Source organism: Mesorhizobium sp. KACC 23794 (genome assembly GCF_052180275.1).
Classification (GTDB): domain Bacteria; phylum Pseudomonadota; class Alphaproteobacteria; order Rhizobiales; family Rhizobiaceae; genus Kumtagia.
Map to the genome: position 1 here is coordinate 7,022,720 of NZ_CP197465.1, position 21,628 is coordinate 7,044,347.

Here is a 21,628-nt window from a genome sequence, read left to right on the forward strand (position 1 = left end):
GTCACGATCGGCTTGATCGCCGAAGTAGCGTCCTCAAAGGCACCACCACGAGACACGATAAGCCGACAAACAGATGTTGACAAGAGCATCTGTTGTTGCCCATATCATTTACAGAAAGGTGCGCATTCGCACCATCCTGGGGGATCCATGGAAGACCTCGGAGCGCAGGAACAGGCGGTACTCGACCTGATCGCCGCCAATCCGTTTGCCGGTCAGCAGGACATCGCAACGGCACTCGGGCTTGCCCGGTCGACGGTCGCCGCGCATGTCGTGCAACTGGTCAACAAGGGCTACATCCTCGGCCGTGGCTACGTGCTGCCGGCCAAGCAGCGCATGATCTGCATCGGCGGCGCGGTGCTCGACCGCAAGTACCACGCCAAGAAGGAACTCATCTTCGAGACCTCCAACCCGGTCAACGGCTATCGCAGCTACGGTGGCGTCGCCAGGAACGTCGCGGAGAACCTGGTCCGCCTGGGCGTGGACGTCAGCTTCGTTTCGATCGTCGGCGACGACGAGGTCGGCCGCTCGCTGACCAGGCACCTGCGCGATCTCGGCGGCGATGTGAGCCAGGTGATCACCACCACCGAGCGCCCGACAGCCGAATACGCGGCCATACTCGGGCCGCAGAACGACCTCGTGCTCGGCATCGCCGACATGGAGATATTCGACCTCTTCCAACCGTCCTATCTCGACCGGTTCTGGCCGCACCTCGCCTCCGCCACCTGGGTATTCTGCGACTGCAACATGCCGGCCGGGGTGATCGAGGCGCTGATCTCACGCAAGGCGGGCGCGCGTTTCAAGCTGGCGATCGACACGGTTTCGTCGCCCAAGGCGATGCGCCTGCCGAAGGACCTGTCAGGCATCGACCTGCTGTTCACCAATCATGACGAAGCGAACGCCATGCTCGGCATCATCAATCCGGAGAAGCGTATGCGGCCCAAGGAAGCGGCCGAGGCGCTGCGCGGCCGGGGGGCCGCCGAGGTGATCGTCACCATGGGTTCCAGCGGCTACGCCGTCGCCGGCGGCAACGGGGTCGCCACCATGCGTTCCGTACCGGCCCACCCGGTCGACATCACTGGCGCCGGCGATGCCATGATCGCGGGGACGCTGTATCGCGTGCTCGGCGGCGAGGACACCGTCCAGGCTACGCAGACCGGCGCCTTGCTCGCCACGCTGACCACCGAGAGTGACGCCAGCGTCCACCCCGACCTGTCGCCGCGCTTCCTGTCCGCCGGCATGGTCCGCATTCCAGCCTGAGGTTCAAATGACAAAACCCGACCTGAAGCTCAGCGCCGACGTAGCGGCCGCGCTCGCCGCCGGCGACGCGATCGTCGCGCTGGAATCGACCATCATCACGCACGGCATGCCCTATCCGGCCAATCTGGAGACCGCGCGGGCCGTCGAGCAAGTGGTGCGCGACAATGGCGCGACACCCGCCACCATCGCGGTGATCGGCGGCGCGATCCATGTCGGCCTGACCGACGCGCAACTTGAGGCGCTGGCGCAGGCAAAAGATGTCGTCAAGGCATCGAGCCGCGATCTTGCCGCCGTGATGGTGCGCAAGGGCTCCGCCGGCACGACCGTGTCGGCCACCATGCGCATCGCCGAACTGGCGGGTATCAGAATCTTCGCCACGGGCGGCGTCGGCGGCGTGCATCGCGGCGCCGAACAGAGTTTTGACATCTCGGCTGACCTCACCGAACTCGGCCACACGGGCACGACCGTCGTCTGCGCCGGCGTGAAGTCGATCCTCGATATTCCGAAGACGCTGGAATTTCTCGAGACGCAGCGCGTGCCGATCATCGCCTATGGCAGCGACGACTTCCCCGCCTTCTTCACGCGCCAGAGCGGCGAGAAGGCCGATCATCGCCTCGACACGCCGGAAGACATCGCCATGGCGATGATCGCGCATGAGGTGCTGGGCTCGGGCACCGGCATCCTGATCGCCAATCCGATCCCGGAGGCGGATGCGCTTTCGCCGGATTTCATCGACGGCACCATCGCCGACGCCGTGGCCGAAAGCCGCGGCATCCAGCGCAAGGAGGTGACGCCGTTCCTTCTCGCGCGCATCAACGAGCTTTCAGGCGGCAAGAGCCTCACCGCCAACATCGCGCTGGTGAAAAACAATGCCGCGCTGGCGGCTAAAGTGGCCGTCGCGCATGCGCGGCTGAAGAAGTCCGCCTGAACCAACCAATCCTTCGGATCAAGGAGCGCCGCATGAGCTACGAAACCATCCTCTACGACAAGGACGGGCAGGACAAATTCGCGACGATCACCATCAATCGTCCGGACAAGCTCAATGCGATGAACAAGACGGTGATCCGCGAGATCGACGCCGCGCTGGCCGCGGCGGTTGCCGATCCCGACGTGAACGCGCTGGTGATCACCGGCGCGGGCCGCGCCTTCTCCTCGGGCTACGACCTGCAGGGCGGGGATTTCGACGTCGACATCGATTTCTGGCGCGAGGACATGAGCGAGAACGCCACGGCGCTGCTCAACATCTGGAAGGCGCCGATCCCGGTCATCGCTTCGGTGAACGGCTATGCGCTGGCCGGCGCGCTGGAACTCATGATGTGCTGCGACCTTGCCATCTCCGCCGATACGGCGAAGTTCGGCGAGCCGGAGGTGCGGCACAATTCAGGTCCGCCGGCGCTGATGATGCCGTGGCTGCTGGCGACGCGCGACGTGCGCTGGCTGATGTATACCGGCGATCTCGTCGACGCGCAGGAGGCACTGCGCATGCACCTGATCAACAAGGTGGTGCCCGCCGCCGAGTTGAAGGACGCGACCGACAAGCTCGCCCGCAAGCTCGCCCGCATGCCGGTGCCGGCGCTGAAATACACCAAGGCCTCGGTCAACAACCAGCAGATCGTCGCCGGCCTCATGCCGTCCTTCCAGTACAATATCGAGGCGATCGCCGCCCTGCATGTGACCAAACAGGGCCGCGAATGGATGGCCAACCTCGCCAAAATGGGCCTCAAGGAATATCTCGACTACCGCGACAGCCCGTTCAAGGGCCTGGATATCTAGGGCTTTCGCGATGCCGGCCTCGCACGCGGCCATGACGGCGCTGATCGCGCCGCGTTCGGTGGCCATCGTCGGCGCGACCGAGCGCGCCGACGCCTCTTCCGGCTTCGTCATCCGCAACCTGATGGCGCAGCACTTCGCCGGTCGAATCCTGCCGGTGAACCCAAGGGGAGGCAAGATCTTCGGCCATCCGGCGGCTACCTCGCTGGCGGCTCTCGACGAGGTTCCCGACGTGGCGGTCATCGGCATTGCCGCCGATCGCGTCAATGCGGCGCTGCGGGAGGCCGCCGAGGCGGGAATCAAGGCTGCCGTCGTGCTCGCGTCCGGCTTCGCCGAGACCGACGAAGAGGGCCGCAGCCGCCAGGCGGAACTCGTCGCCATAGCCGAGCAGAACGGGATGGCCATCTGCGGGCCGAACTGCCTAGGACTGTTCAACCTCCACAGCGGCGCGGCGCTCTATGCCTCGACGCTGTCCGGGAACCTGAAACAGGGCGCCCTGGCGCTGGTGTCGCATTCGGGCGCGAGCGCGATCGCGCTCGGCAATACCGGCCGCCTCGGCCTTTCCCACATCATCTCCTCCGGCAACAGCGTGGCCACCGACCTGCCCGACTATATCGGCTGGCTGGCTCAGGACGACGCGACCAGAGTGATCGGCATCGTCGTTGAGGTGGTCCGCGATCCGCAGGCCTTCGCCGCGGCAATGGAGGGCGTTCACGCGACTGGCAAGACGGTAATAGCGCTTCGCGCCGGGCGCTCGGCCGGCGGGCAGCGCGCCACGGCCGCGCATACGGGCGCGCTTGCGGGTAGCAACGAAGCCTATGCCTCGTTCTTCCGCCGCACCGGCGTGGTCGAAGTGGGCGACATGGACGGCTTTGTCGAAACGGCGGCATTGCTCGGCAGCGTCAAGGCGCGGCCGTCGCGCATGGGCGTGGCCGTGATCGGCGTCAGCGGCGGCGGGGTGGCGCATGTCGCCGACCTGGCAGACGAGACGGACCTCGAGCTTTCCGCCTTTGCGCCGGACACGGTCAGCGCACTGAAGACGCTCCTGCCGCCCTTCGCCTCGCCGCAGAACCCGCTTGATACGACCGGCGTGGTCTTCGCCGATGCCTCGATCTATACGCGGGTGCTCGAAACGGTCGCGGCCGATCCGTCGGTCGGTGTCATCGTGGCGGCGCAAGACGCTCCGCCCTGCCTCGACGAGGCGACGGCCGCCGAATATGTCGGTATCGCCGGCGCGGTCGCCAGCTTTGCTAGCACGGCCAACCTGCCGACCGTTTTGATGAGCAATCTGTCGGCCGGTCATCATCCGGCGGTGCGGGCGGCGGCCGAAGGCGCCATCGTGCTCAACGGAACCCGAGCCAGCCTGGGCGCTGTTCGCGCTCTGCTCGCACCGCCGGAGCGCCGCGCGCTGCGCCATGCCGACCGGCACGTTGCGGAGCCGCGCTGGACTGCGATCCTGGGCAGCGGCCAGAGACTGACCGAGCGAGACGCCAAGGCGTTCTGCGCGGCGAACGGCATGACGGTGACACGCGAAGTGCTGGCGACCACGGCAGAGGCGGCGGCCGAAGCGGCAAAATCCATCGGCTTTCCCGTGGTGATGAAGATCGAATCGACAGACTTGCCGCACAAGACGGAGGCCGGCGGCGTCCGGCTCGGCATCCGGTCGGAGGACGGTGCCCGCTCGGCCTTCGAGGAGATCATGCGCAACGCCCGCGAATTCGCGCCGGAGGCGAGGCTTCACGGCGTGGTCGTGCAGGAGATGGTAACCGGCGGCGTGGAGGCGCTGCTCGGTCTTGTCCGGCACGAGCCGTTCGGCCTTGGCATGGTCGTCGGGGTCGGGGGCGTGCTGGTGGAACTGGTCGCGGACACTGTTTTCGAGCTGCTTCCGGTCGACCGGGCGCTTGCCATGGACATGATCGCCCGCACCAGGCTTGGCCGGCTGCTCGCGGGCTATCGCGGCGCGCCGGAAGCCGATGTCGAGGCGCTCGCCGCCACGATGGTGGCGCTGTCCAATCTCGCCTCCGCCTATGGCGGCCGGCTCGAGGCGATCGACCTGAATCCGGTCGCCGTGCTGCCTTTGGGCGAGGGCGTGCGCATCCTCGATGCGCTTGTTATCCCGCGCGCCTGAAGTCCGGACGACCGTCACTTACGATTCATGATTCCGCCCTGGGCTATTTCCAGAATCAGAGCGTTCGTTGGCAAGCATTCAGGCGCCGCGAAAACTCAAGAACCCTTGAAACGGCGGCCAGCTTGACGCTCACGATTTGAAGCAAATCCGTCTATGGATAGTGAGGTTTTGACCACGGTCGATTTTGTAAAATCGACAGATAATGGTTGCGGGCGGCAATAAGGAGTGGCCTATGATGTTTGATTTTGCTGCCGCGCGTGTACACCTTGATCGAGCCCATCTTTATCTACGCGGAGATGACGCCACGAGCCGCAGTATGTGCGAGATGGTCATTCAGCTATTGGATGACATCACACTGGCTGAACACACGAGGTTCGACGCCTCACTCTCGTTGATACCCAAGGCTTCCTGATGCACGCGCTCGTCCATACCGCCTACAGCCGCCGCCGGCTCCCGTCGTTGACGCGCTTGCGGTCGCTCCCGAAGCATGACGTGATAACGCTATGCGCCAATAGCTACGGCAAGCCGTGGACGCTGACTGGCTTCCGCACCTCCTGGCGGCCGATCCGCACGCGGTTGGAGAAGTCCGGGCGCGGTGCGCCGAGGGCTGCCCTGAAGGGGCTGAGGCGCACTGTTGCGACGATCCTTGCCGAGAGGGGGCGCGACGAGCGCACCATTGCCGACATGCTCGGCCCGAAGACAATCGAGATGGCGCGGCACTACGCCAAGCGCCCAAACAGACCGAAAAAGATGACGGGCGTGGTGACCGACTTCAACGAAGTGAACAGGCGTCGAACAAAAACCGCCAAACCCGTCTGAAAAACGTCAATCCGTGAAAGTGGACGCCATGCGAAACGCCGAAAAGATGAATGAAAACAATATGGATCGATGGCGCGCCCGGCAGGATTTGAACCTGCAACCTACGGATTCGAAGTCCGGTGCTCTATCCAGTTGAGCTACGGGCGCTGCGCCCGGTGGGGCGTCGCGATCATCTAGCGCAATGAGCGCGCGCAAGCCAAGCGGATCGTGACCGATGGCGGAAAGGATGTCGTCACCCGCACCGGCGTGAGCCGACCGCGAACAAGTCTGCGCGACGGCTCTGCGCAGTGCGTCGCGACGGTATCCTCGTCAGCGCGCCGTCCGCGCAAAACGCCGCAGCAGCCCCGCCGGCAGCTTCTTCACCATGCCCTTCGCCCAAGGCCGCACATGTTTCAGGACGGCGTCGCAGTAGATCCGACCGGCGAGCGTGAAGGCAAAGGCCTGGTTGCCGACGCCGGTCTGTCCGTCGGCATGGCGTAGCTTGTAGGGGTCGGCGGGTGCCATCATGTCGAAGGCCGATGAACCGCGGGCCTTGGCGGCGGCGAAGACGTGATGGATGAGGACGCCGCCGATGCCCTCGCGCTCGCAGTCTGGATCGCTGGCGATGACATGGCCGAAACTCTTGCCCTTGCAGTCGAAAGACAGGTCGATGCCGATCGGCCGGCCGGCGCGCTCCAGCGTCGAGATGCGCAGCGCCGAGGCGGGATCGGCGGCGCAGTCCTGGAAGAAGGCCGCGAAGCGGGGATCGGCCAAGGTCGTCGACAGGATCGCGCCGCGTTCCAGCTGGCCGAGCTTGAAGGCGATTGCCTGCTGCGCCAGCTTCGCTGCCTCGGCGCCAGGCATGAAGGCGCGGAACGCCAGGGCGCCATGCTCCGCAAGACGTCTCAGCCGGCGGCGATGGCTGGAGCGGTCGCGCGGCGAATAGGCGCTGCCCGGCCCGTCGCCGCAGACGCGCACCGCGAGATCGGCAAACGGCGCCTGCTGGCATTCGACGGCAACCGGCTGGCGCACGCTCGGCAGGCGGAAAAAGGCGGAATCGGCGCGGACTTTTTGGGCCAGGAACAGGTCGGCGCCGGAGCCTTCGACGGCGGCCCATCCGGCATCGACCAGGGCTTCGGCATCGGTCCCGGAATCCAGCAGGATGTCGCCGAACTGCGCCACCGGGCTGCCCATGAATTGCAGCAAGGTAAAGCCCAGACGCCGCTGCCTGACCAGCGGCCAGATCATGACCAGCCGGCCGTCCTGCCGTCCTGTGACGATGTGCAGCGTCATCGACCGGTCGAGATAGTGCCTTGCCCAGTGCGAAAGGAAGGAATGGCTCTGGAACAGTTGCTGCGGCATCGCGGCGCGGTCGAACAGCGCGTCCCATTCCGGTCGCAGCGCCTCGAAGGCGTCGAGCGCGGAAACGATCTCGATACCATGCTCAACGCTCATGGCGCGGCCGGGCGGTCGTGCGCCATCTGCCGTCGCCAATCCCATCGCCGGCAGGCCAAGTCCGCTCACCCGCCGCCGCGCATGTAAGCGAGAAGCCGCTTCGGCCCGGCGATCGGGAAGCGCAGCAGATAGGGCGCGAGCAGCAGCGGGTGGCGAGCCGCGAAGGGCGCGTCCTGCTCGACCAGATGGCGGATGGCGAGCACCGGCAACGGCGCGCGCAGTGGCCGGAAGTCGGGATTCCACAGCCCCGGCGCGTCGTTGGCCGCATGCATGAAGCCGATCATGCGGAAGCGGGCGAGCGAATAGAATTTGTGCCGGCGCTGCACGCGCTGCAGCATGTCGATGCCCTCCGGCGACCCGCAATTGGGAAACCCGACGATGACGGTCCGGAAATGCCGCAGGGAAGGTTTGCACGGGATGGCTTCGAGGTCGGCAAAACCGTTGCGGATGATCCTGAAGGCATCTTCCTCACCGTCCGGGCCTGCGTCGCAGATGGCGAGGCGCACCAGGTCGAGTTTCGCCGCCTGCTTGGTGAAGGGACAGACGGCGCCGGTGCGCCCGAGATCAGCATGGCTGCGCATCAGGTAGGACTCGACCCAGCCGCGCAGCATCGCCAGCGCGCCGTTGCCGGGCTCGCGGAGGCGCGCTTCGTCCATGGTCAGCAAAGGCGTGCCGACAGATGGTCTTTCAACCTTGTCAAGCATGGCGTCCACTCTTTCTCCGAAGGTGCACAGAACGCTAGCGCTTGTCGCTTGCCGAATGATTGAACCGCCGGACGGCGGACGCGCCTTGCGTATTTATGGTTTCCGGTTGGTTTAACGGCAAGGGCCGATGCCGCGATCGAAGCCATGCTGCATGGAATGCCGGGGGGCGTCGCCCGTTATCGCGCTCGTGAAAACGGCGAAAGGACAGAACGCCGGCAGGTCCAGAGCGGGCCATCGATCGGACCTCGCCGCAAAATGCCCTTGCTTTTCGTTGACTTGCGCATGGCGAAGCCGCACTGACTCCTTTCGCCTGACAACATGATAATTTGTGCCGCATGACACTGCCGACCGATCCCGCCGAAAATCTCGCGCAGCTGATCCGCTGCCCTTCCGTGACGCCGGCCGAGGGCGGTGCGCTCTCGGCGCTGGAGGTGATGCTCCAGCCGATGGGTTTCGCCATCGACCGGCCGACCTTCTCGGAGGACGGCACGCCGGACGTAGAGAACCTCTACGCAAGGCTGTCGGGCAACGGACCGCATCTGATGTTTGCCGGCCACACCGACGTCGTGCCGGTGGGGGATGAAGCGGCCTGGACGCTGCCGCCCTTCGGCGCGGAGATACGCAACGGGGAGATGTACGGACGTGGCGCGGTCGACATGAAGGGCGGCATCGCCTGCTTCGTCGCCGCGGTGGCGCGTGTCGTCGCCGCGGGCCGCGCCCCGCGCGGTTCGGTGTCGTTGCTGATCACCGGCGACGAAGAAGGCCCGTCGATCAACGGCACGACAAAACTGCTCGACTGGGCGGCGGCGCGCGGCGAGACCTGGGACGCGGCGATCGTCGGCGAGCCGACCAATCCTGATTCGCTGGGCGACATGATCAAGATCGGCCGGCGCGGCTCGCTGTCCGGCATCATAACCGTCAACGGCCGGCAGGGCCACGTTGCCTATCCGCACCTCGCCGACAATCCGGTACGCGGACTGATGTCGCTGGTGGACGCGCTGCTGGTTCCGGTGTTCGACAAGGGGACGAAGGATTTCCAGCCGACCAACCTCGAGGTCACCACCATCGACGTCGGCAACCCGGCCTCCAATGTCATCCCGGCCAGGGCGACCGCGGTCTTCAACATCCGCTTCAACGACACCTGGACGGCGGAGACGGTGCAGGCCGAGATCCACAATCGCCTCGACCGCGCCGCCGGGCGCAGGAAATATCGTGCAGGCCGCAAGCAGCGCATCGATTTCGAACTCGTCTGGCGCGATCGCCCGAGCCATGTCTTCCTCACCCGTGACGACAAGCTCGTCGGCACGCTGTCGGCATCTATCGGAGCGGTGACCGGCAGGACGCCGGCGCTGTCGACCTCCGGCGGAACCTCCGACGCGCGCTTCATCAAGGATTTCTGCCCGGTGGTGGAGTTCGGGCTCGTCGGCAAGACCATGCACATGGTGGACGAGCGCGTGGCGCTGTCCGACCTGGAGACGCTGACGCAGATCTACGAACGCTTCCTGCAAGACTGGTTCGGATGAAAAAATGCTTCCGGCCGAGGAGATACAACGCAGCCTGACCGGCGCCTGGCGCCTGCTGATGGGCAAGTCCGACGGCCTGCGCCTGCTCGATCTCAGCGCCGACGGTTTCTGGAATTCGTTTTTCTCCATCCTGGTGGCGCTGCCGGCCATGATTCTCGGCTGGGCCGCCTCCGCGGACCAGTTGGCCGCGGACATCGGCGGCATCTCACACGCCGGTGTCATCCTGCGCCTGGCGGCGCGGGATTTGGGCATCTGGCTGCTGCCACTGCTTGGATTTGCTCTTGTCGCGCGGACGGCGGGACTTGGCGACCGCTTCGCCGCCTACGTCGTCGCCTCCAATTGGGGTTCCGTCATTATTGCATGGATGGCCGTCCCGTTCGTCCTTGCGACCTTGGTGCTGCCGGTTTCGGACGATGTTTTCGTGCTGCTGGCCTATCTGTATTATGGCCTGACCTTCGCCTTGACCTGGCGGCTCACGAACGCCGTCATCGGCCGCGGGGCGGCGGTCGCGACGGCCGTTTTCGCGGCCATGCTCGTCGCGTCGCTGGTCGCGCTGTTCGGCCTTGAGAGCGTGCTGGGCCTGTCCGCAGCATATTCGACGCCGACCAGGTAGAGCCCGTCCGCTGGCGCCACCTGGCCGCAAGCGGCGCGGTCGCGGGCGGCGAGCGCGGCGGCAAGGTCGTCGGCTGTCCATCCACCCTCGCCGACGCGCTTCAGCGAGCCGACCATCGAGCGCACCTGGTTGTGCAGGAAGGACCGGGCGGCGGCCCGAACCTCGATGATCTCGCCGTCGCGGCGAACATCCAGCCGATCCAGCGTGCGCACCGGACTGTCAGCCTGGCATTGCACGGAGCGGAAAGTGGTGAAGTCGTGCAGCCCGACCAGTCTTTGCGCGGCGGCTTGCATCGCTTGCGCGTCGAGCCGCTTCGGCACCCACCAGGCGCGGCCCTTTTCGAGCGCCGCCGGGGCGCGACGGTTGAGGATGCGGTAGAGGTAACGCCGGCCGGTCGCGGAAAACCGTGCGTCGAAATCGGCGTCCGCGACCGAGGCGGCAAGAATGACCACTGTCTCGCCGGCGCTATGAAGGTGCGCGTTGATCGCGTCGCGCACCGTGTCGACGGGCCAGTCCTTGGTCAGGTCGGCATGGGCGACCTGGGCGGTGGCGTGCACGCCGGCGTCGGTGCGCCCCGCGGCGCGCAGGCTGACGACGTCGCCGCAGAATTTCCGGATCGCCTGCTCGATCGCCGCCTGCACGGAATGCGGTCCGTCCTGCCGCTGCCAGCCGGCATAGGGCGTCCCGTCATATTCGATGTCGAGGCGGTAGCGCGGCATCGCTTACAGATCCGCAAGGACAGCGGCACGGCCGATCCCTGCCTGCCCTCGCCAATTCGTCACACCGCTCATGACAGCCTGTCTCCGGCCGCCAGTTTCGCACCGCGCAGGAACTCCTGGGCCTCGACGGCGCGTCCGCCGGCGCGCTGGACCTCGACGAGCCGCACCGCGCCGCTGCCGCACGCCACCGTCAGCCTGTCGTCGAGCATCGTGCCCGGCGCGCCTGCGCCTTCGGAAACTTTCGAGCGCAGCAGTTTCAGCCGTTCCGTCTTCGCGCCGGCCGTGAACTCGCACCATGCGCCGGGAAAGGGCGACAGCCCACGTATGCGGTTATGCACCTCCTCGGCCGGCAGCGACCAGTCGATGCGCGTTTCCGCCTTGTCGATCTTCTTCGCATAGATGATTCCGGCGTCCGACTGCGGCGTCAGCACCAGCCAGCCGCGCTCCAGCTCGGCCATGGCCTCCGCCATCAGCACGGCGCCGCGCTCACTCAGCCGGTCGTGCAACTCACCCGTCGTCATGTCCGGGCCGATCGGCACCCGCGTCGAGGCGGCCACCGGCCCGGTGTCCAGTCCTTCCTCCATCTTCATCACCATCACGCCGGTCGTCTCGTCGCCGGCCATGATGGCGCGATGGATCGGTGCCGCACCCCGCCAGCGCGGCAGCAGCGAGGCATGGCCGTTGAAACAGCCCAGCCTCGGCGCCTCCAGGACCGGGCGCGGCAACAGCAGCCCATAGGCGACGACGACGGCGACATCCGCCCCCAGCGCCGCGAAGGCCTCTTGCTCGGCCGGCTGCTTCAACGAGACCGGACAGCGCACTTCGATCCCCAGCCGCTCAGCCTCGCGCTGCACGGGCGACGGCGTCAGGTCGAGCCCGCGCCGGCCGGCGGGGCGCGGCGGCTGGGTGTAGACCGCAAGGATTTCGTGGCCTGCCTCGGCCAAGGCCTTCAGCGTCGGCACCGAAAAATCCGGCGTCCCCATGAAGATGATGCGGAGCGTCATGCGGTTCCCGCGTTGCCGGCGGCCTCTGGAAATCGATCGCCGGGTGCTTCTTGCGCGACGGTTGCGGCTGCGATCCGTCTGGCCACTGCTTCAAACGGGTTTACGGGCTTGAGGTCAAGTCCGTCAAAGTCGCGGCCTTGCCGCCGGTGCCCATCAGCTATGCATTGCCGACATTGTGCGCCGTGTCGCCAGGCCCTATATGGATCAGTGCAGGGACGGCCCTGCGCTTCCAGACAAAATCGGTCGGGACGGCCCGCCATAAGGAGTTTTCCCATGGCATGGGTTCTGCTGTTCTTCGCCGGCCTGTTCGAGATCGGCTGGGCGATCGGCCTGAAATACACCGACGGATTCACCCGCCTGACGCCGTCCTTGCTGACGGCGGCGAGCATGATCGTCAGTCTCGGGCTGCTCGGCTTGGCGCTGAAGACGCTGCCGGTCGGCACCGCCTATGCGGTTTGGACCGGCATCGGCACGGTTGGTACCGCGATGCTCGGCATATGGCTGCTCGGCGAACCGGCAACGGCGATGCGGCTCGCCTGCATCGGATTGATCGTCGCCGGCATCGTCGGGCTCAAGCTGGTGGCGTGAACGCGGCAACACCGGCACAAAAAGCCGGGGCGCAACCACGCTCCGGCTCTTCAAGTGCTGGAAGCCTCGAGGGCTGCTGGTATTAGCTGCGGCCGCCGCGCTTGCGCTGCTTGCGGGCAGCGTAGCGCGCATCGCGCTTCGCCTTGCGCTCTGCCTCTTCGGAGAGCTCAAGCGCAATGCGCTCGATTTCCTGCTGCTCGCGGATCTTGGCTTCTGCGGCAAGCCGCTCTTCCTCGATCCTGCGCTGCTCCGCCTCTGCGGCCTCGCGGAGTGCCCGTTCGGCAGCCTCGAGCGCTTCTTGCTCCTTGCGCTGCTTTTCCTTCTCGATCGCCCGCTTCTCGCGAGCCTCGATGATCGCCTGCCGTTCAGCCCTGCGGGCCAGCACCTGCGGATCGTCTTCCGCAGGACGCGCCTTGAAACGGTCGAGCAATGCTCTCTTCGCCTCGTTCGCCGCGCCGCGGCGTTCGAAGATGTCTTTTTCCCTGTAGAGTGCCAAGTGTCGCCTTCGAAATGTCAGTCGATATGCGCCGCTTACATACGCACGATTGTGGCGAGATCAAGCGCCAATTGCGTATGCCACGTATGAATTTCCGCAGTGTTGCCGTGGCGAAACGGTTGTTTAAGCGAATGCACTGTTCACGAGGGCGAGACTGGTGCCTGGACGGCCCGGTCCTTAAGTGAGGAGAAGTTCTCCGCACCGGAAGTCTGAAGCCATGGAACTCGGCCTTTACACCTTCGCCGACCTCGATCCCAATTCGGCGACGCGAAAAATCTCGCCGCATCAGCGCATGCGCAATCTGATCGAGGAGATCGAACTTGCCGACCAGGTGGGCCTCGACGTTTTCGGACTGGGCGAACATCATCGGCCCGACTATCTCGCTTCGGCCCCGGCCGTAGCCCTTGCGGCAGCAGCAGAGCGGACCAGGCGAATACGGCTCACCAGCGCGGTCAGCGTGCTGTCCTCCGACGATCCGGTCCGCGTCTTCCAGCAGTTCTCGACGCTTGACCTCATCTCCGGTGGCCGCGCCGAGATCATGGCGGGGCGCGGCTCCTTCATCGAATCCTTCCCGCTGTTCGGCTACGACCTCGGCGACTATGACGAGTTGTTCGCGGAAAAGCTCGACCTGCTGCTGAAGCTGCGCGACAGCGAGACGGTCACCTGGTCGGGCCGGCTGCGCGCGCCGATCAACGATCGCGGCGTCTATCCGCGTCCCCACCAGCAGAAGCTGCCGGTGTGGATCGCGGTGGGCGGCACACCCAACTCGGTGGCTCGCGCCGGCGTGCTCGGCCTGCCGCTGGCGCTTGCCATCATCGGCGGCGAGCCGGCGCGTTTCGCGCCGCTGTTCGCACTCTACCGCCGCGCCGCCGCGCAAGCAAAACAGGATCCGAAGACGCTGGCCACCAGCATCAACGTGCATGGCTTCGTCGGTGAGACGACGAACCAGGCCGCCGACGATTTCTACGGCCCGCAGGCCGAGGTGATGAACCGCATCGGCCGCGAGCGCGGCTGGGGGCCGACCAATCGTGCGCAATTCGACGCCTCGCGTGGGCCGGACGGCGCGTTGTTCGTCGGCGATCCGGAAGCCGTGGCGGAGAAGATCGTCGCCATGCACAAGATCTTCGGCAACGACCGCTTCCTGCTGCAGATGGCAATCGGCCTGATGCCGCACGACAAGCTCATGAAGGCGATCGAGCTATACGGTACCAGGGTCGCACCGCTCGTTCGCCGGGAGACGGCCGCGAGCCCAGCGCTTTGGGATGCCACCGGCTAAGCATCGGAACCTGGATCGCCTCGCCGCGTTGAGCGGAGCGCGGCGCGCATCTCGTTTGCGCGCGCGTCCTGGGGGCTCATATGTCAGATCAAGTTTCTTCCGGCAGCGAGGCGCCGGACATGGCGCGTGCAGCTTCCGACACCCGGCTGATGCGCTCGCTGCTGATCGGCATCTTCCTGTTCGCGCTGGTCTATGCGCTGTATTTCGCCCGCGATTTCTTCATGCCGGTCATCCTCGCCTTCATGCTGGCGCTGATGCTGACGCCTATCGTCCGCCTGCTGCGCCGTCACGGCGTGCCGGAATTCGTCTCGGCCACCATGCTGGTGTTCCTGACGGTCGCGGTCGTCGCTGCAATCGGCTATTTCATGAGCGGCCCGGTGATCGCGCTCGCCAATGACTGGCCGGCGATCGGCCGCAAGCTCAGCGAGCGCCTGACAGAACTGCGGCATCCATTCGAAAGGCTGCTGGAAATCCTCAACCAGGTCGACCGCGCGGCGGAGACGACGCAGGAGCCGGGACTGCAGAAGGTCGTCGTGGCGCAGCCCGGAATCGTCTCACAGGCGGCGGGCAATCTTCTCTCGGGCGGCACGACGATCGCCATCACCTTCGTGTTGTCGCTGTTCCTGCTGGCGTCCGGCACGATGTTCTACGAGAAGATCATCCAGTCCTTCACCCGCATGAGCGAGAAGAAACGGGCGCTGCGTGTCGTCTACGACGTCGAGCGCGAAATCTCGCGCTACCTGCTCACCGTCACGCTGATCAATGCCGGCCTGGGCTTCGCCGTCGGCCTGGGCATGTGGGCCGTCGGCATGCCGACGCCGCTGGTCTGGGGCGTGGCCGCGATGCTGCTGAATTTCCTGCCCTATATCGGCGCGGCAACCACCATCCTGCTGGTCGCGGCCATCTCGATCATCACCTTCGACAGTCTCTCCTACGCGCTGATCGCACCGTCCTTCGTGGTGATCTGCAACGTCATCGAGGGCCAGGTGGTCACGCCGCTGGTGGTCGGCCGGCGGCTGGAGATCAACGCGGTTGCAATCTTCATCGCCGTCGCCTTCTGGTCCTGGCTGTGGGGTTTCGTCGGGGCGTTGATCGCCGTGCCGATCCTCGTCGTGATAAAAGTCTTCTGCGACCATTTCGACAGCCTGCGCCATGTCGGCAATTTTCTGGCCGCGCAGCAGACCATCGAGGTGCCGGAGGAGGAGGCCGCTCCGGCCACGGTCGACAGATAGGTCGACGGCCTTTGCACGCGCCCGGCGCATGCCTATATCCGGTGTCCCCAAGACCGGATTCCCGTCATGACCGAGCTTTCCGTCCTCGACCTGTCGCCCGTGCCGGAAGGCAGCGGCGTCTCGCAATCGCTTGCCAACACGCTGGACCTCGCCCGCCACGCCGAGGCGCTGGAGTACAAGCGCTACTGGCTGGCCGAGCACCACAACATGCCGGGCATCGCCAGCGCTGCGACCGCGGTCGTGATCGGCCATGTCGCGGCAGGTACGAAGACGATCCGCGTCGGCGCCGGCGGCATCATGCTGCCCAACCATGCGCCGCTGGTGATCGCCGAGCAGTTCGGCACGCTGTCGGCGCTGTTTCCCGGCCGCATCGACCTCGGCCTCGGCCGCGCGCCGGGCACGGACATGGCGACGGCGCGCGCCCTGCGCCGCAATCTTGAGGCCGGCGTCGACGGGTTCCCGAACGACGTCGTCGAGCTGATGGCCTATTTTGGGCCAGCGCAGCCGACGCAGCATGTGCGTGCCGTGCCGGGAGAAGGCGAGGACGTGAAGGTGTGGATCCTGGGCTCCAGTACCTATGGCGCGCAGCTCGCCGCCATACTCGGCCTGCCCTATGCCTTCGCCTCACATTTCGCGCCGGCCGAGATGGAGAGTGCGATCAACATATACCGGACGCAGTTCCAGCCTTCGGAACACTTGGCGAAGCCACGTCTGATGCTTGGCCTCAATGTCGTCGCCGCCGAGACCGACGCCGAGGCAAAACTGCTTTTTTCCTCGCTGCAGCAGGCCTTCGTAAATCTGCGCTCCGGCCGGCCGGGAAAACTGCCTCCGCCGGTCGAGAATTATTTCGAAGACCTCGATGGCATGGCCAGGGCCATGCTGCTGCAGGCGCTGTCCTGCGCCATTGTCGGCGGGCCGGAGACCGTGCGCCGAGGGCTCGAGGCCTTCATCCGCCGCACCGGCGCCGACGAATTGATGGTGACGGCGCAGATCTTCGACCACGCGGCGCGAAAGCGTTCGTTCGAGATTTTGGCGAGCGTGCACCAGGAGCTTGCCAAGGCTGCTTGAGACTGGACGGACGCACCCAAATCGCGGAGCGCTCACCCATCCCATGGCACGCGCACCATGCCGCAGCGCTGATAGAGCCGGAGACCTATGGTGTTGTCGAGCTCGACCTTGAGGTCGATATGTGTCGCGCCGCGTGCGCGGAAGATCGACAGGACGTGAAGCAAAAGGGCCTCACCCAGTCCGCGCCTTCGCATGTCGGCGCGCACCGCGAGGTCTTTCAGGAAGGCGCTGGTCCAGCATAGGGCCACTCCGGCCAGCCCGCCTTGGGCCTCGAAGGCCAGGAAGCACAGATCGCCGTCGAATTCGGGGTCGCCGGAGAACCGGTCCCACCAGTCCTCGAAGGAGGGAAAGATGTCCTCATCGCCTTCATAGGCCCGGATCAGCAGTGCGTGCACGGCTTTCGCGTCATCGTCCGTTTTCAGCGTACGAATGTGGAAGCCGGTGGGCCAGCGCGGCGCCGGCTGGTCGCCGTCCAGCAGTTTGCGCATGCGCCACGCGCGCCGTTCGATCACCGCAGTACCTCGACGAGTTCCTGGTCCGGAAAGCATGTCGCGTCATGGCCGCTCTTCGCCTGCCAGTCGCCTATCGACCGCCTCGTCTTGAAGCCGGGCAGGCCGTCTGCGCCGCCGACATCGTAACCCTTGGCTTCCAGCGCCTTCTGCAAGCCGGCGATGTCGGACCGGTAGAGGCCGCCGACCTTGCCCCATCGGCCGGCAAAAATTCTGTCACCGCCAGCAATGCGGTCGGCACCGTGGCCGATGAACAGCGCATAGAGGTCGCTCTCGTTGTATTCCTTGAGGACGTAGAAATTCGCGGTGACGATGAACGCCGGGCCGCTGCGCCCGGCGGGCATCAGCAGAAAACCCTCGGCGCGCAATTCGCCCGCCGGGAATGGCTTGCCAATCGTGCGCTTGATTCCAGCCGTTGCCCAGTCGCCGATCTTCCTGCCCCGGTCCGGCCCTTCCAGCGAACAGGATACGCCGTCGGGCACGGTGACCTCAAAACCCCAGTCGCGGCCCTTCACCCAGCCGTAGTGGACGAGGTAGTTGGCGATCGAGGCCAGCGTGTCCGGCACGGAATTCCAGATGTCGGCGCGGCCGTCGCCGTCGAAATCGACCGCATGGTCGAGGAAGGAGGTCGGCAGGAATTGCGGCTGACCGAGGGCGCCGGCCCATGAGGATTTCATGGCATCGCGCGAAGCCAGCCCGCGCTCGACGATCACAAGCGCCGCCAACACCTCCTTGCGGAACATATCCTTTCGCGTCGCCATGAAGGCTTTGGTGCCGAGCACCTCGAAGGCATCGTATGGCATCTTCGCCGCGCCGAAACCGGATTCACGGCCCCAGATGGCAAGCACCACCTCGCCCGGCACGCCGTATTTCTTTTCGATCGCCGCAAGCGTCTTGGCATATTTGCCGGCCCTCGCGCGTCCGCCGGCCGTCATTGCGCCGATGGTCTTCTCGGCGAAATAGTTTCCGGGCGACCCGAATTCGGCCTGATGCTGCTTCTTCGGCGTTTTCGCCTTTTCGCCCGGAATGACGAGGTCGGGGAGTTTCAGGTTGGGTTTTATGCCGCTGAACGCCGCGTCGAACGTCTGTTTCGATACGCCTTGCGCCTTGGCGTCGGGCCAGAGGTCGGTTTCCAGCCAGGCGCGGAACTGGTCGTCGATCTTCGCGGCGGAAGCGGGAGCGACACACAAGCAAACCGCGAGGACCGCGAATGCAGGGAAAAACGTTCTGGCTAGCCGATGAAGGATAAGGATCATCCGAAACCGCCTACAGCCCATTCATGTCAAAACACGGTCCGCGATTTCAACGCCGCGGCAAGCGTCCCTTCATCAAGGTAGTCGAGTTCGCCGCCGACAGGCACCCCATGCGCCAGCCGCGTCACCTTCACACCGAAGCCGGAAAGCTGGTCGGTGAGGTAGTGTGCCGTGGTCTGGCCCTCGACCGTAGCGTTCACCGCCAGGATGATCTCCGACACGCCGCCCTCGGCAACGCGCGATACCAGCCCCTTGATGTTGAGCTGGTCGGGACCGATACCGTCGAGCGGCGACAGCGTGCCGCCCAGCACATGGTATTTCGCATTGAGCGCCGCCGCCCGTTCCAGTGCCCACAGGTCCGACACGTCCTCGACCACCACGATGGTGGCGCCGTCGCGGCGCGGATCGGAGCAGATCATGCAGGGGTCGATGGTGTCGACATTGCCGCAGGTCGAGCAGATGCGCACCTTCTCCGCCGCCTCGCTCATCGCCCCGGCAAGCGGGCCGAGCAATTGCTCCTTCTTCTTGATCATGTGCAGGGCTGCGCGGCGCGCCGAGCGCGGCCCGAGCCCCGGCACCTTCGCAAGGAGCTGGATCAGGCGTTCGATCTCGGGACCGGCGATTCGCTTGGACATGCAGCACCCATATAACAACTCCCCGGGCCTGCGAATGCTGAAGGCCCGCACCCCCATTTTCCTTGGTGCCGCCAACAGACAAGATATGATATAATTCCTATTGTGCCGCCCTTAAAAGTTGTATTAAGATGATTTTATCAACCTTAAGGGGAATTTTCATGCTGTCATTCATCCGGGACAGTCTTGCATCCGCGATCAGCAACAGCGTCGGTTACGCCTCGCTGATCACGGCCTTCGTGCTTTCGCTCAGCCTTTGCGTGGCGGTGCTGTTGCTCTTCGTGTCGCGCCGGCAGGCCTACCACAACAACATCATCAACATGTATGCGCGCATCATGGAGCACAACAAGGCGATCGCCGACGATCCATACAGGCGCATCGCGATCAACGTGTTCCTCGACCTCGAGGATGACCGGATGCGGGAACTGAGGCAGGAAAAGGAACAAAGCCCGGAAGAGTGGGAGAAGCTCTATTGGGGCGCGCGCTTCATCCACATCAGCCACCTCAACATCATCTCGCAGGGCCGGGTGGTGGCGAAAAGGAGCTTCCGGATCATCCGCAAATACATGCTGACCGACGACCTGTATTTCTGGTTCAAGCTGGCGAAGAACCTCCAGACCGAATTAAACAAGGACATCATCCAGAAGACCTGCCACCCCGACTGGTACAAGAAGGCATGCCTCGACATATCCGAGCGCTACGACACCACCTACAACAAGAAATTCGTGCTGCTGCTCATGAAACTGGAGCAGGATCGGGCACGCCGGAAATATGTCGAGGGGTGAAGCCTTTCACCGCGGTGTCGAGACGGCGGCGCGGGGTCGTGTCAAGCGACACCTCTGCCGGGCAACGCCGTCCAAAAGCCGACAGGCATAGGGCTGCGACGGGATTTTACGCGGGCGCCGGCCGCCTCAGTTGAAGCTCATCGCCGGCCGGTCCTGGCTGGAGATCATCGCGCCGATGGCGTCGGCGTCATCGGGATCGACGTCGAAGGACACGGCCGTCGGCGTTTCCGGTTCCGGCATTGCCGCTCCTGCGGCGGCCAGCGCCGGAGCACCGGTCGTCCAGCCATCGGCGCGCGCCGCTTGGACGGCTTTCGCGTCCTGCGTCGGCACGGCTTCCGTCACCGCCGGCAGCACCGGATCGCCTTGTGCGGGCGCGTCGGGGAACGGCGCCGCCTTTGCAGTCCGCCCCGAAGGCGACGGCCCGTCGATCGCCATGGCGACCGCGGCGGGCTGTCCAGTATCTGGCTGGGAGGCCGGCACACTGGATTCGGCCGGCTGCATCGCGGCCGGCGCCTGTACGGCCACGGCTCTCGGCGCCGGGCGGGCCATGGCGACCTGCGAACCATCGTCGCGCGAACTCGTCATCGCCGTCGCGCGCGCGGTGGCGGCGGACCGGGTGACGGTAACCGGCTTGATGTCGGCCTGCGCCACCATCACCACGGGCTGCACCGGTGTGCGCTCCGGTGGCAGCACAACCGGTTCGCCCTTGCGGCCGCGCTTCTCGTAGAAAGCGTTGCCACCTGCCACCACGGTGTAATGCATGTTCTTATAGGGGAATCTCAGGCCCGCCGTGTGAAAGAACATGGCGTTCTTCACCTTCGGGTGCCTCTCGCCCTTCAGCACTGCGTCGGCTGCGGCTTCCACATCGGGCAACGCCGTCGAGTTCATCTTGCGGGTCATGACGCCCGGAGCGAACTGGCGCGGCTGGCCCACCACTTCGCAGATCGTATTGCCATATTTACCGGAGCGCACGCGGTTCATCACCACGGTGCCGACGGCGACCAGCCCGTCGCGGCTGGAGCGGTTGCTCTCGAAGAACATCGCCCGCATCAGGCATTCCTTCTCGCGGGACGAGTAGCCGTGGGAATTGCCCGGCATCACCATCGATCTCACGCCGCCGGCCAGATCGCCCGTCTGGCTGCAGGCCGAGATCAGCAGGGGAAGGATTGCGGCCACCAGAACGGCCGACACGCGCTTTCGCGCGCTCACGGATATGCCCTCATCATCGCTCCGGCGGCTGTGTGTACGAATGGCAACACTGTGCAATTTTCGGGCGAAATGATGACTTTTGCGTTTCCAATTCGTGATCGGTGGCTTGATGCAGCGTCGCAAGGCCGATTCGGCGACCAGTTTTCTCCTTTCAATTCAGCAATTTAAATAAAATTAACCACAAATGCCGGAAATCCGGCTCATCACGTCACAATGGCCGGCACCTGCTGGATTCCTGCACGAATCGGTCGAATCGCGGGGTGATTCCAGCGATCAGAACGGCAGCTTGAAGCCGGGAGGCAGCGGCAGGCCGGCGGTCAGCGCCGACGTCTTGTCCTTCATCACCGCTTCCACCTTGGCCTTGGCGTCGTTGTGGGCCGCAAGGATCAGGTCTTCCAAAATCTCGACCTCGTCCTCCTTGAACAGCGAAGGGTCGATCTTCAGGGATTTCATGTCGAACTTGCCGGTCAGCGTCACCGAAACGAGGCCGCCGCCGGATTGGCCGGAGGCCTCGATGCCGGCAATCTCGTCCTGCATGGCCTGGAATTTCGCCTGCATTTCCTTCGCCTTGCCCATCAGGCCGAGCAGATCTTTCATTGTCTGGTCCTT

At 65.2% G+C, this 21,628-nt stretch carries 21 protein-coding genes, 1 tRNA gene and 1 pseudogene; 12 read left to right on the forward strand and 11 right to left on the reverse strand.

The features are described 5' to 3' along the window. The first annotated feature begins 147 nt into the window (after positions 1–147). The 5 genes from ACSBOB_RS33880 to ACSBOB_RS33900 all read left to right on the forward strand — a co-directional run bounded on the left by ACSBOB_RS33880 (position 148) and on the right by ACSBOB_RS33900 (position 5,974). Positions 148–1,257 carry a carbohydrate kinase gene (locus ACSBOB_RS33880; RefSeq protein WP_442580375.1) on the forward strand — a complete coding sequence of 370 codons (1,110 nt, stop codon included), beginning with the start codon at positions 148–150 and terminating at the stop codon, positions 1,255–1,257. Between the two features lie 7 nt (positions 1,258–1,264). Then, positions 1,265–2,185: a pseudouridine-5'-phosphate glycosidase gene (locus tag ACSBOB_RS33885; RefSeq protein ID WP_442580376.1), complete on the forward strand. Its 921-nt coding sequence runs from the start codon at positions 1,265–1,267 to the stop codon at positions 2,183–2,185. Between the two features lie 32 nt (positions 2,186–2,217). Then, positions 2,218–3,030, forward strand: coding sequence for an enoyl-CoA hydratase/isomerase family protein (locus ACSBOB_RS33890; RefSeq protein ID WP_442580377.1), 813 nt, complete (start codon positions 2,218–2,220; stop codon positions 3,028–3,030). A gap of 10 nt (positions 3,031–3,040) precedes the next feature. Continuing rightward, positions 3,041–5,155, forward strand: coding sequence for an acetate--CoA ligase family protein (locus ACSBOB_RS33895; RefSeq protein ID WP_442580378.1), 2,115 nt, complete (start codon positions 3,041–3,043; stop codon positions 5,153–5,155). Between the two features lie 411 nt (positions 5,156–5,566). Then, positions 5,567–5,974, forward strand: a complete 408-nt coding sequence (locus tag ACSBOB_RS33900; protein WP_442580379.1) for a tyrosine-type recombinase/integrase — start codon at positions 5,567–5,569, stop codon at positions 5,972–5,974. Between the two features lie 70 nt (positions 5,975–6,044). On the opposite strand, the gene ACSBOB_RS33905 is transcribed toward ACSBOB_RS33900, so the two are convergent. The 3 genes from ACSBOB_RS33905 to ACSBOB_RS33915 all read right to left on the reverse strand — a co-directional run bounded on the left by ACSBOB_RS33905 (position 6,045) and on the right by ACSBOB_RS33915 (position 8,112). Further along, positions 6,045–6,121 (reverse strand) — tRNA-Arg (locus tag ACSBOB_RS33905). Between the two features lie 162 nt (positions 6,122–6,283). Continuing rightward, entirely contained in the window at positions 6,284–7,477 is a 1,194-nt protein-coding gene (locus ACSBOB_RS33910) for a GNAT family N-acetyltransferase (protein ID WP_442580380.1), read from the reverse strand. Further along, positions 7,474–8,112: a DUF6875 domain-containing protein gene (locus ACSBOB_RS33915; protein ID WP_442583924.1), complete on the reverse strand. Its 639-nt coding sequence runs from the start codon at positions 8,110–8,112 to the stop codon at positions 7,474–7,476. The genes ACSBOB_RS33910 and ACSBOB_RS33915 overlap by 4 nt, the downstream gene beginning before the upstream one ends. 335 nt (positions 8,113–8,447) lie before the next feature. Here ACSBOB_RS33915 and dapE point away from each other — a divergent pair, with 335 nt between their 5' ends. Together dapE and ACSBOB_RS33925 are read left to right on the forward strand one after the other, a co-directional pair. Beyond that, positions 8,448–9,635, forward strand: a complete 1,188-nt coding sequence (gene dapE / locus ACSBOB_RS33920) for a succinyl-diaminopimelate desuccinylase (RefSeq protein ID WP_442580381.1) — start codon at positions 8,448–8,450, stop codon at positions 9,633–9,635. Between the two features lie 4 nt (positions 9,636–9,639). Further along, complete coding sequence (locus tag ACSBOB_RS33925) at positions 9,640–10,248, forward strand: transporter (protein WP_442580382.1); 609 nt, start codon at positions 9,640–9,642, stop codon at positions 10,246–10,248. On the opposite strand, the pseudogene truA reads toward ACSBOB_RS33925, so the two are convergent. Both truA and fmt read right to left on the reverse strand, forming a co-directional pair. Continuing rightward, positions 10,227–10,967: pseudogene (truA, locus tag ACSBOB_RS33930) on the reverse strand (tRNA pseudouridine(38-40) synthase TruA); the annotation flags it as partial. The gene ACSBOB_RS33925 and the pseudogene truA overlap by 22 nt on opposite strands. A 68-nt stretch (positions 10,968–11,035) precedes the next feature. Continuing rightward, positions 11,036–11,971, reverse strand: coding sequence for a methionyl-tRNA formyltransferase (gene fmt / locus ACSBOB_RS33935; protein ID WP_442580383.1), 936 nt, complete (start codon positions 11,969–11,971; stop codon positions 11,036–11,038). A gap of 273 nt (positions 11,972–12,244) precedes the next feature. Here fmt and sugE point away from each other — a divergent pair, with 273 nt between their 5' ends. Then, a complete protein-coding gene (sugE, locus tag ACSBOB_RS33940) occupies positions 12,245–12,559 on the forward strand; it encodes a quaternary ammonium compound efflux SMR transporter SugE (protein ID WP_442580384.1) in 315 nt (104 codons plus the stop codon). 82 nt (positions 12,560–12,641) lie between these two features. Here sugE and ACSBOB_RS33945 read toward each other — a convergent pair whose 3' ends face one another. Beyond that, positions 12,642–13,055, reverse strand: coding sequence for a DUF6481 family protein (locus ACSBOB_RS33945; protein ID WP_442580385.1), 414 nt, complete (start codon positions 13,053–13,055; stop codon positions 12,642–12,644). A 217-nt stretch (positions 13,056–13,272) separates the two neighbouring features. On the opposite strand from ACSBOB_RS33945, the gene ACSBOB_RS33950 reads away from it, so the two are divergent. The 3 genes from ACSBOB_RS33950 (at position 13,273) to ACSBOB_RS33960 (ending at position 16,631) form a co-directional block, all read left to right on the forward strand. After that, positions 13,273–14,331: an LLM class flavin-dependent oxidoreductase gene (locus ACSBOB_RS33950; RefSeq protein ID WP_442580386.1), complete on the forward strand. Its 1,059-nt coding sequence runs from the start codon at positions 13,273–13,275 to the stop codon at positions 14,329–14,331. A gap of 80 nt (positions 14,332–14,411) precedes the next feature. Beyond that, complete coding sequence (locus ACSBOB_RS33955; RefSeq protein ID WP_442580387.1) at positions 14,412–15,563, forward strand: AI-2E family transporter; 1,152 nt, start codon at positions 14,412–14,414, stop codon at positions 15,561–15,563. A gap of 66 nt (positions 15,564–15,629) precedes the next feature. After that, positions 15,630–16,631 carry an LLM class flavin-dependent oxidoreductase gene (locus tag ACSBOB_RS33960; protein WP_442580388.1) on the forward strand — a complete coding sequence of 334 codons (1,002 nt, stop codon included), beginning with the start codon at positions 15,630–15,632 and terminating at the stop codon, positions 16,629–16,631. Positions 16,632–16,663: 32 nt separating this feature from the next. Here ACSBOB_RS33960 and ACSBOB_RS33965 read toward each other — a convergent pair whose 3' ends face one another. The 3 genes from ACSBOB_RS33965 to recR are packed head-to-tail and all read right to left on the reverse strand — an operon-like array spanning position 16,664 to position 19,028. Beyond that, positions 16,664–17,143, reverse strand: a complete 480-nt coding sequence (locus tag ACSBOB_RS33965; RefSeq protein ID WP_442580389.1) for a GNAT family N-acetyltransferase — start codon at positions 17,141–17,143, stop codon at positions 16,664–16,666. After that, positions 17,140–18,396, reverse strand: coding sequence for a lytic murein transglycosylase (locus ACSBOB_RS33970; protein ID WP_442580390.1), 1,257 nt, complete (start codon positions 18,394–18,396; stop codon positions 17,140–17,142). The genes ACSBOB_RS33965 and ACSBOB_RS33970 overlap by 4 nt, the downstream gene beginning before the upstream one ends. Before the next feature lie 26 nt (positions 18,397–18,422). Further along, the gene (gene recR, locus ACSBOB_RS33975; RefSeq protein ID WP_442580391.1) at positions 18,423–19,028 is read right to left on the reverse strand and encodes a recombination mediator RecR; all 606 of its coding nucleotides are present in this window, start codon (positions 19,026–19,028) and stop codon (positions 18,423–18,425) included. A 158-nt stretch (positions 19,029–19,186) separates the two neighbouring features. On the opposite strand from recR, the gene ACSBOB_RS33980 reads away from it, so the two are divergent. Beyond that, on the forward strand, positions 19,187–19,810 hold the full coding sequence (locus ACSBOB_RS33980; RefSeq protein ID WP_442580392.1) for a hypothetical protein: 624 nt from the start codon (positions 19,187–19,189) through the stop codon (positions 19,808–19,810). Positions 19,811–19,936: 126 nt separating this feature from the next. Here the strand turns inward: ACSBOB_RS33980 and ACSBOB_RS33985 are convergent, their stop codons facing one another. Further along, positions 19,937–20,935, reverse strand: a complete 999-nt coding sequence (locus tag ACSBOB_RS33985; RefSeq protein ID WP_442583925.1) for a cell wall hydrolase — start codon at positions 20,933–20,935, stop codon at positions 19,937–19,939. 357 nt (positions 20,936–21,292) lie between these two features. Beyond that, the gene (locus tag ACSBOB_RS33990) at positions 21,293–21,616 is read right to left on the reverse strand and encodes a YbaB/EbfC family nucleoid-associated protein (protein ID WP_442580393.1); all 324 of its coding nucleotides are present in this window, start codon (positions 21,614–21,616) and stop codon (positions 21,293–21,295) included. Positions 21,617–21,628: the final 12 nt, after the last annotated feature.

Bases quoted from the DNA above. Each gene is read 5' to 3' on its own strand.
- ACSBOB_RS33950 (WP_442580386.1), top strand. From the start codon at position 13,273: ATGGAACTCGGCCTTTACACCTTCGCCGACCTCGATCCCAATTCGGCG.
- ACSBOB_RS33970 (WP_442580390.1), bottom strand. From the start codon at position 18,396: ATGATCCTTATCCTTCATCGGCTAGCCAGAACGTTTTTCCCTGCATTC.
- ACSBOB_RS33900 (WP_442580379.1), top strand. From the start codon at position 5,567: ATGCACGCGCTCGTCCATACCGCCTACAGCCGCCGCCGGCTCCCGTCG.
- fmt (WP_442580383.1), bottom strand. From the start codon at position 11,971: ATGACGCTCCGCATCATCTTCATGGGGACGCCGGATTTTTCGGTGCCG.
- ACSBOB_RS33980 (WP_442580392.1), top strand. From the start codon at position 19,187: ATGCTGTCATTCATCCGGGACAGTCTTGCATCCGCGATCAGCAACAGC.
- recR (WP_442580391.1), bottom strand. From the start codon at position 19,028: ATGTCCAAGCGAATCGCCGGTCCCGAGATCGAACGCCTGATCCAGCTC.
- ACSBOB_RS33955 (WP_442580387.1), top strand. From the start codon at position 14,412: ATGTCAGATCAAGTTTCTTCCGGCAGCGAGGCGCCGGACATGGCGCGT.
- ACSBOB_RS33890 (WP_442580377.1), top strand. From the start codon at position 2,218: ATGAGCTACGAAACCATCCTCTACGACAAGGACGGGCAGGACAAATTC.
- ACSBOB_RS33925 (WP_442580382.1), top strand. From the start codon at position 9,640: ATGCTTCCGGCCGAGGAGATACAACGCAGCCTGACCGGCGCCTGGCGC.
- sugE (WP_442580384.1), top strand. From the start codon at position 12,245: ATGGCATGGGTTCTGCTGTTCTTCGCCGGCCTGTTCGAGATCGGCTGG.
- dapE (WP_442580381.1), top strand. From the start codon at position 8,448: ATGACACTGCCGACCGATCCCGCCGAAAATCTCGCGCAGCTGATCCGC.
- ACSBOB_RS33915 (WP_442583924.1), bottom strand. From the start codon at position 8,112: ATGCTTGACAAGGTTGAAAGACCATCTGTCGGCACGCCTTTGCTGACC.
- ACSBOB_RS33895 (WP_442580378.1), top strand. From the start codon at position 3,041: ATGCCGGCCTCGCACGCGGCCATGACGGCGCTGATCGCGCCGCGTTCG.
- ACSBOB_RS33960 (WP_442580388.1), top strand. From the start codon at position 15,630: ATGACCGAGCTTTCCGTCCTCGACCTGTCGCCCGTGCCGGAAGGCAGC.
- ACSBOB_RS33990 (WP_442580393.1), bottom strand. From the start codon at position 21,616: ATGAAAGATCTGCTCGGCCTGATGGGCAAGGCGAAGGAAATGCAGGCG.
- ACSBOB_RS33885 (WP_442580376.1), top strand. From the start codon at position 1,265: ATGACAAAACCCGACCTGAAGCTCAGCGCCGACGTAGCGGCCGCGCTC.
- ACSBOB_RS33880 (WP_442580375.1), top strand. From the start codon at position 148: ATGGAAGACCTCGGAGCGCAGGAACAGGCGGTACTCGACCTGATCGCC.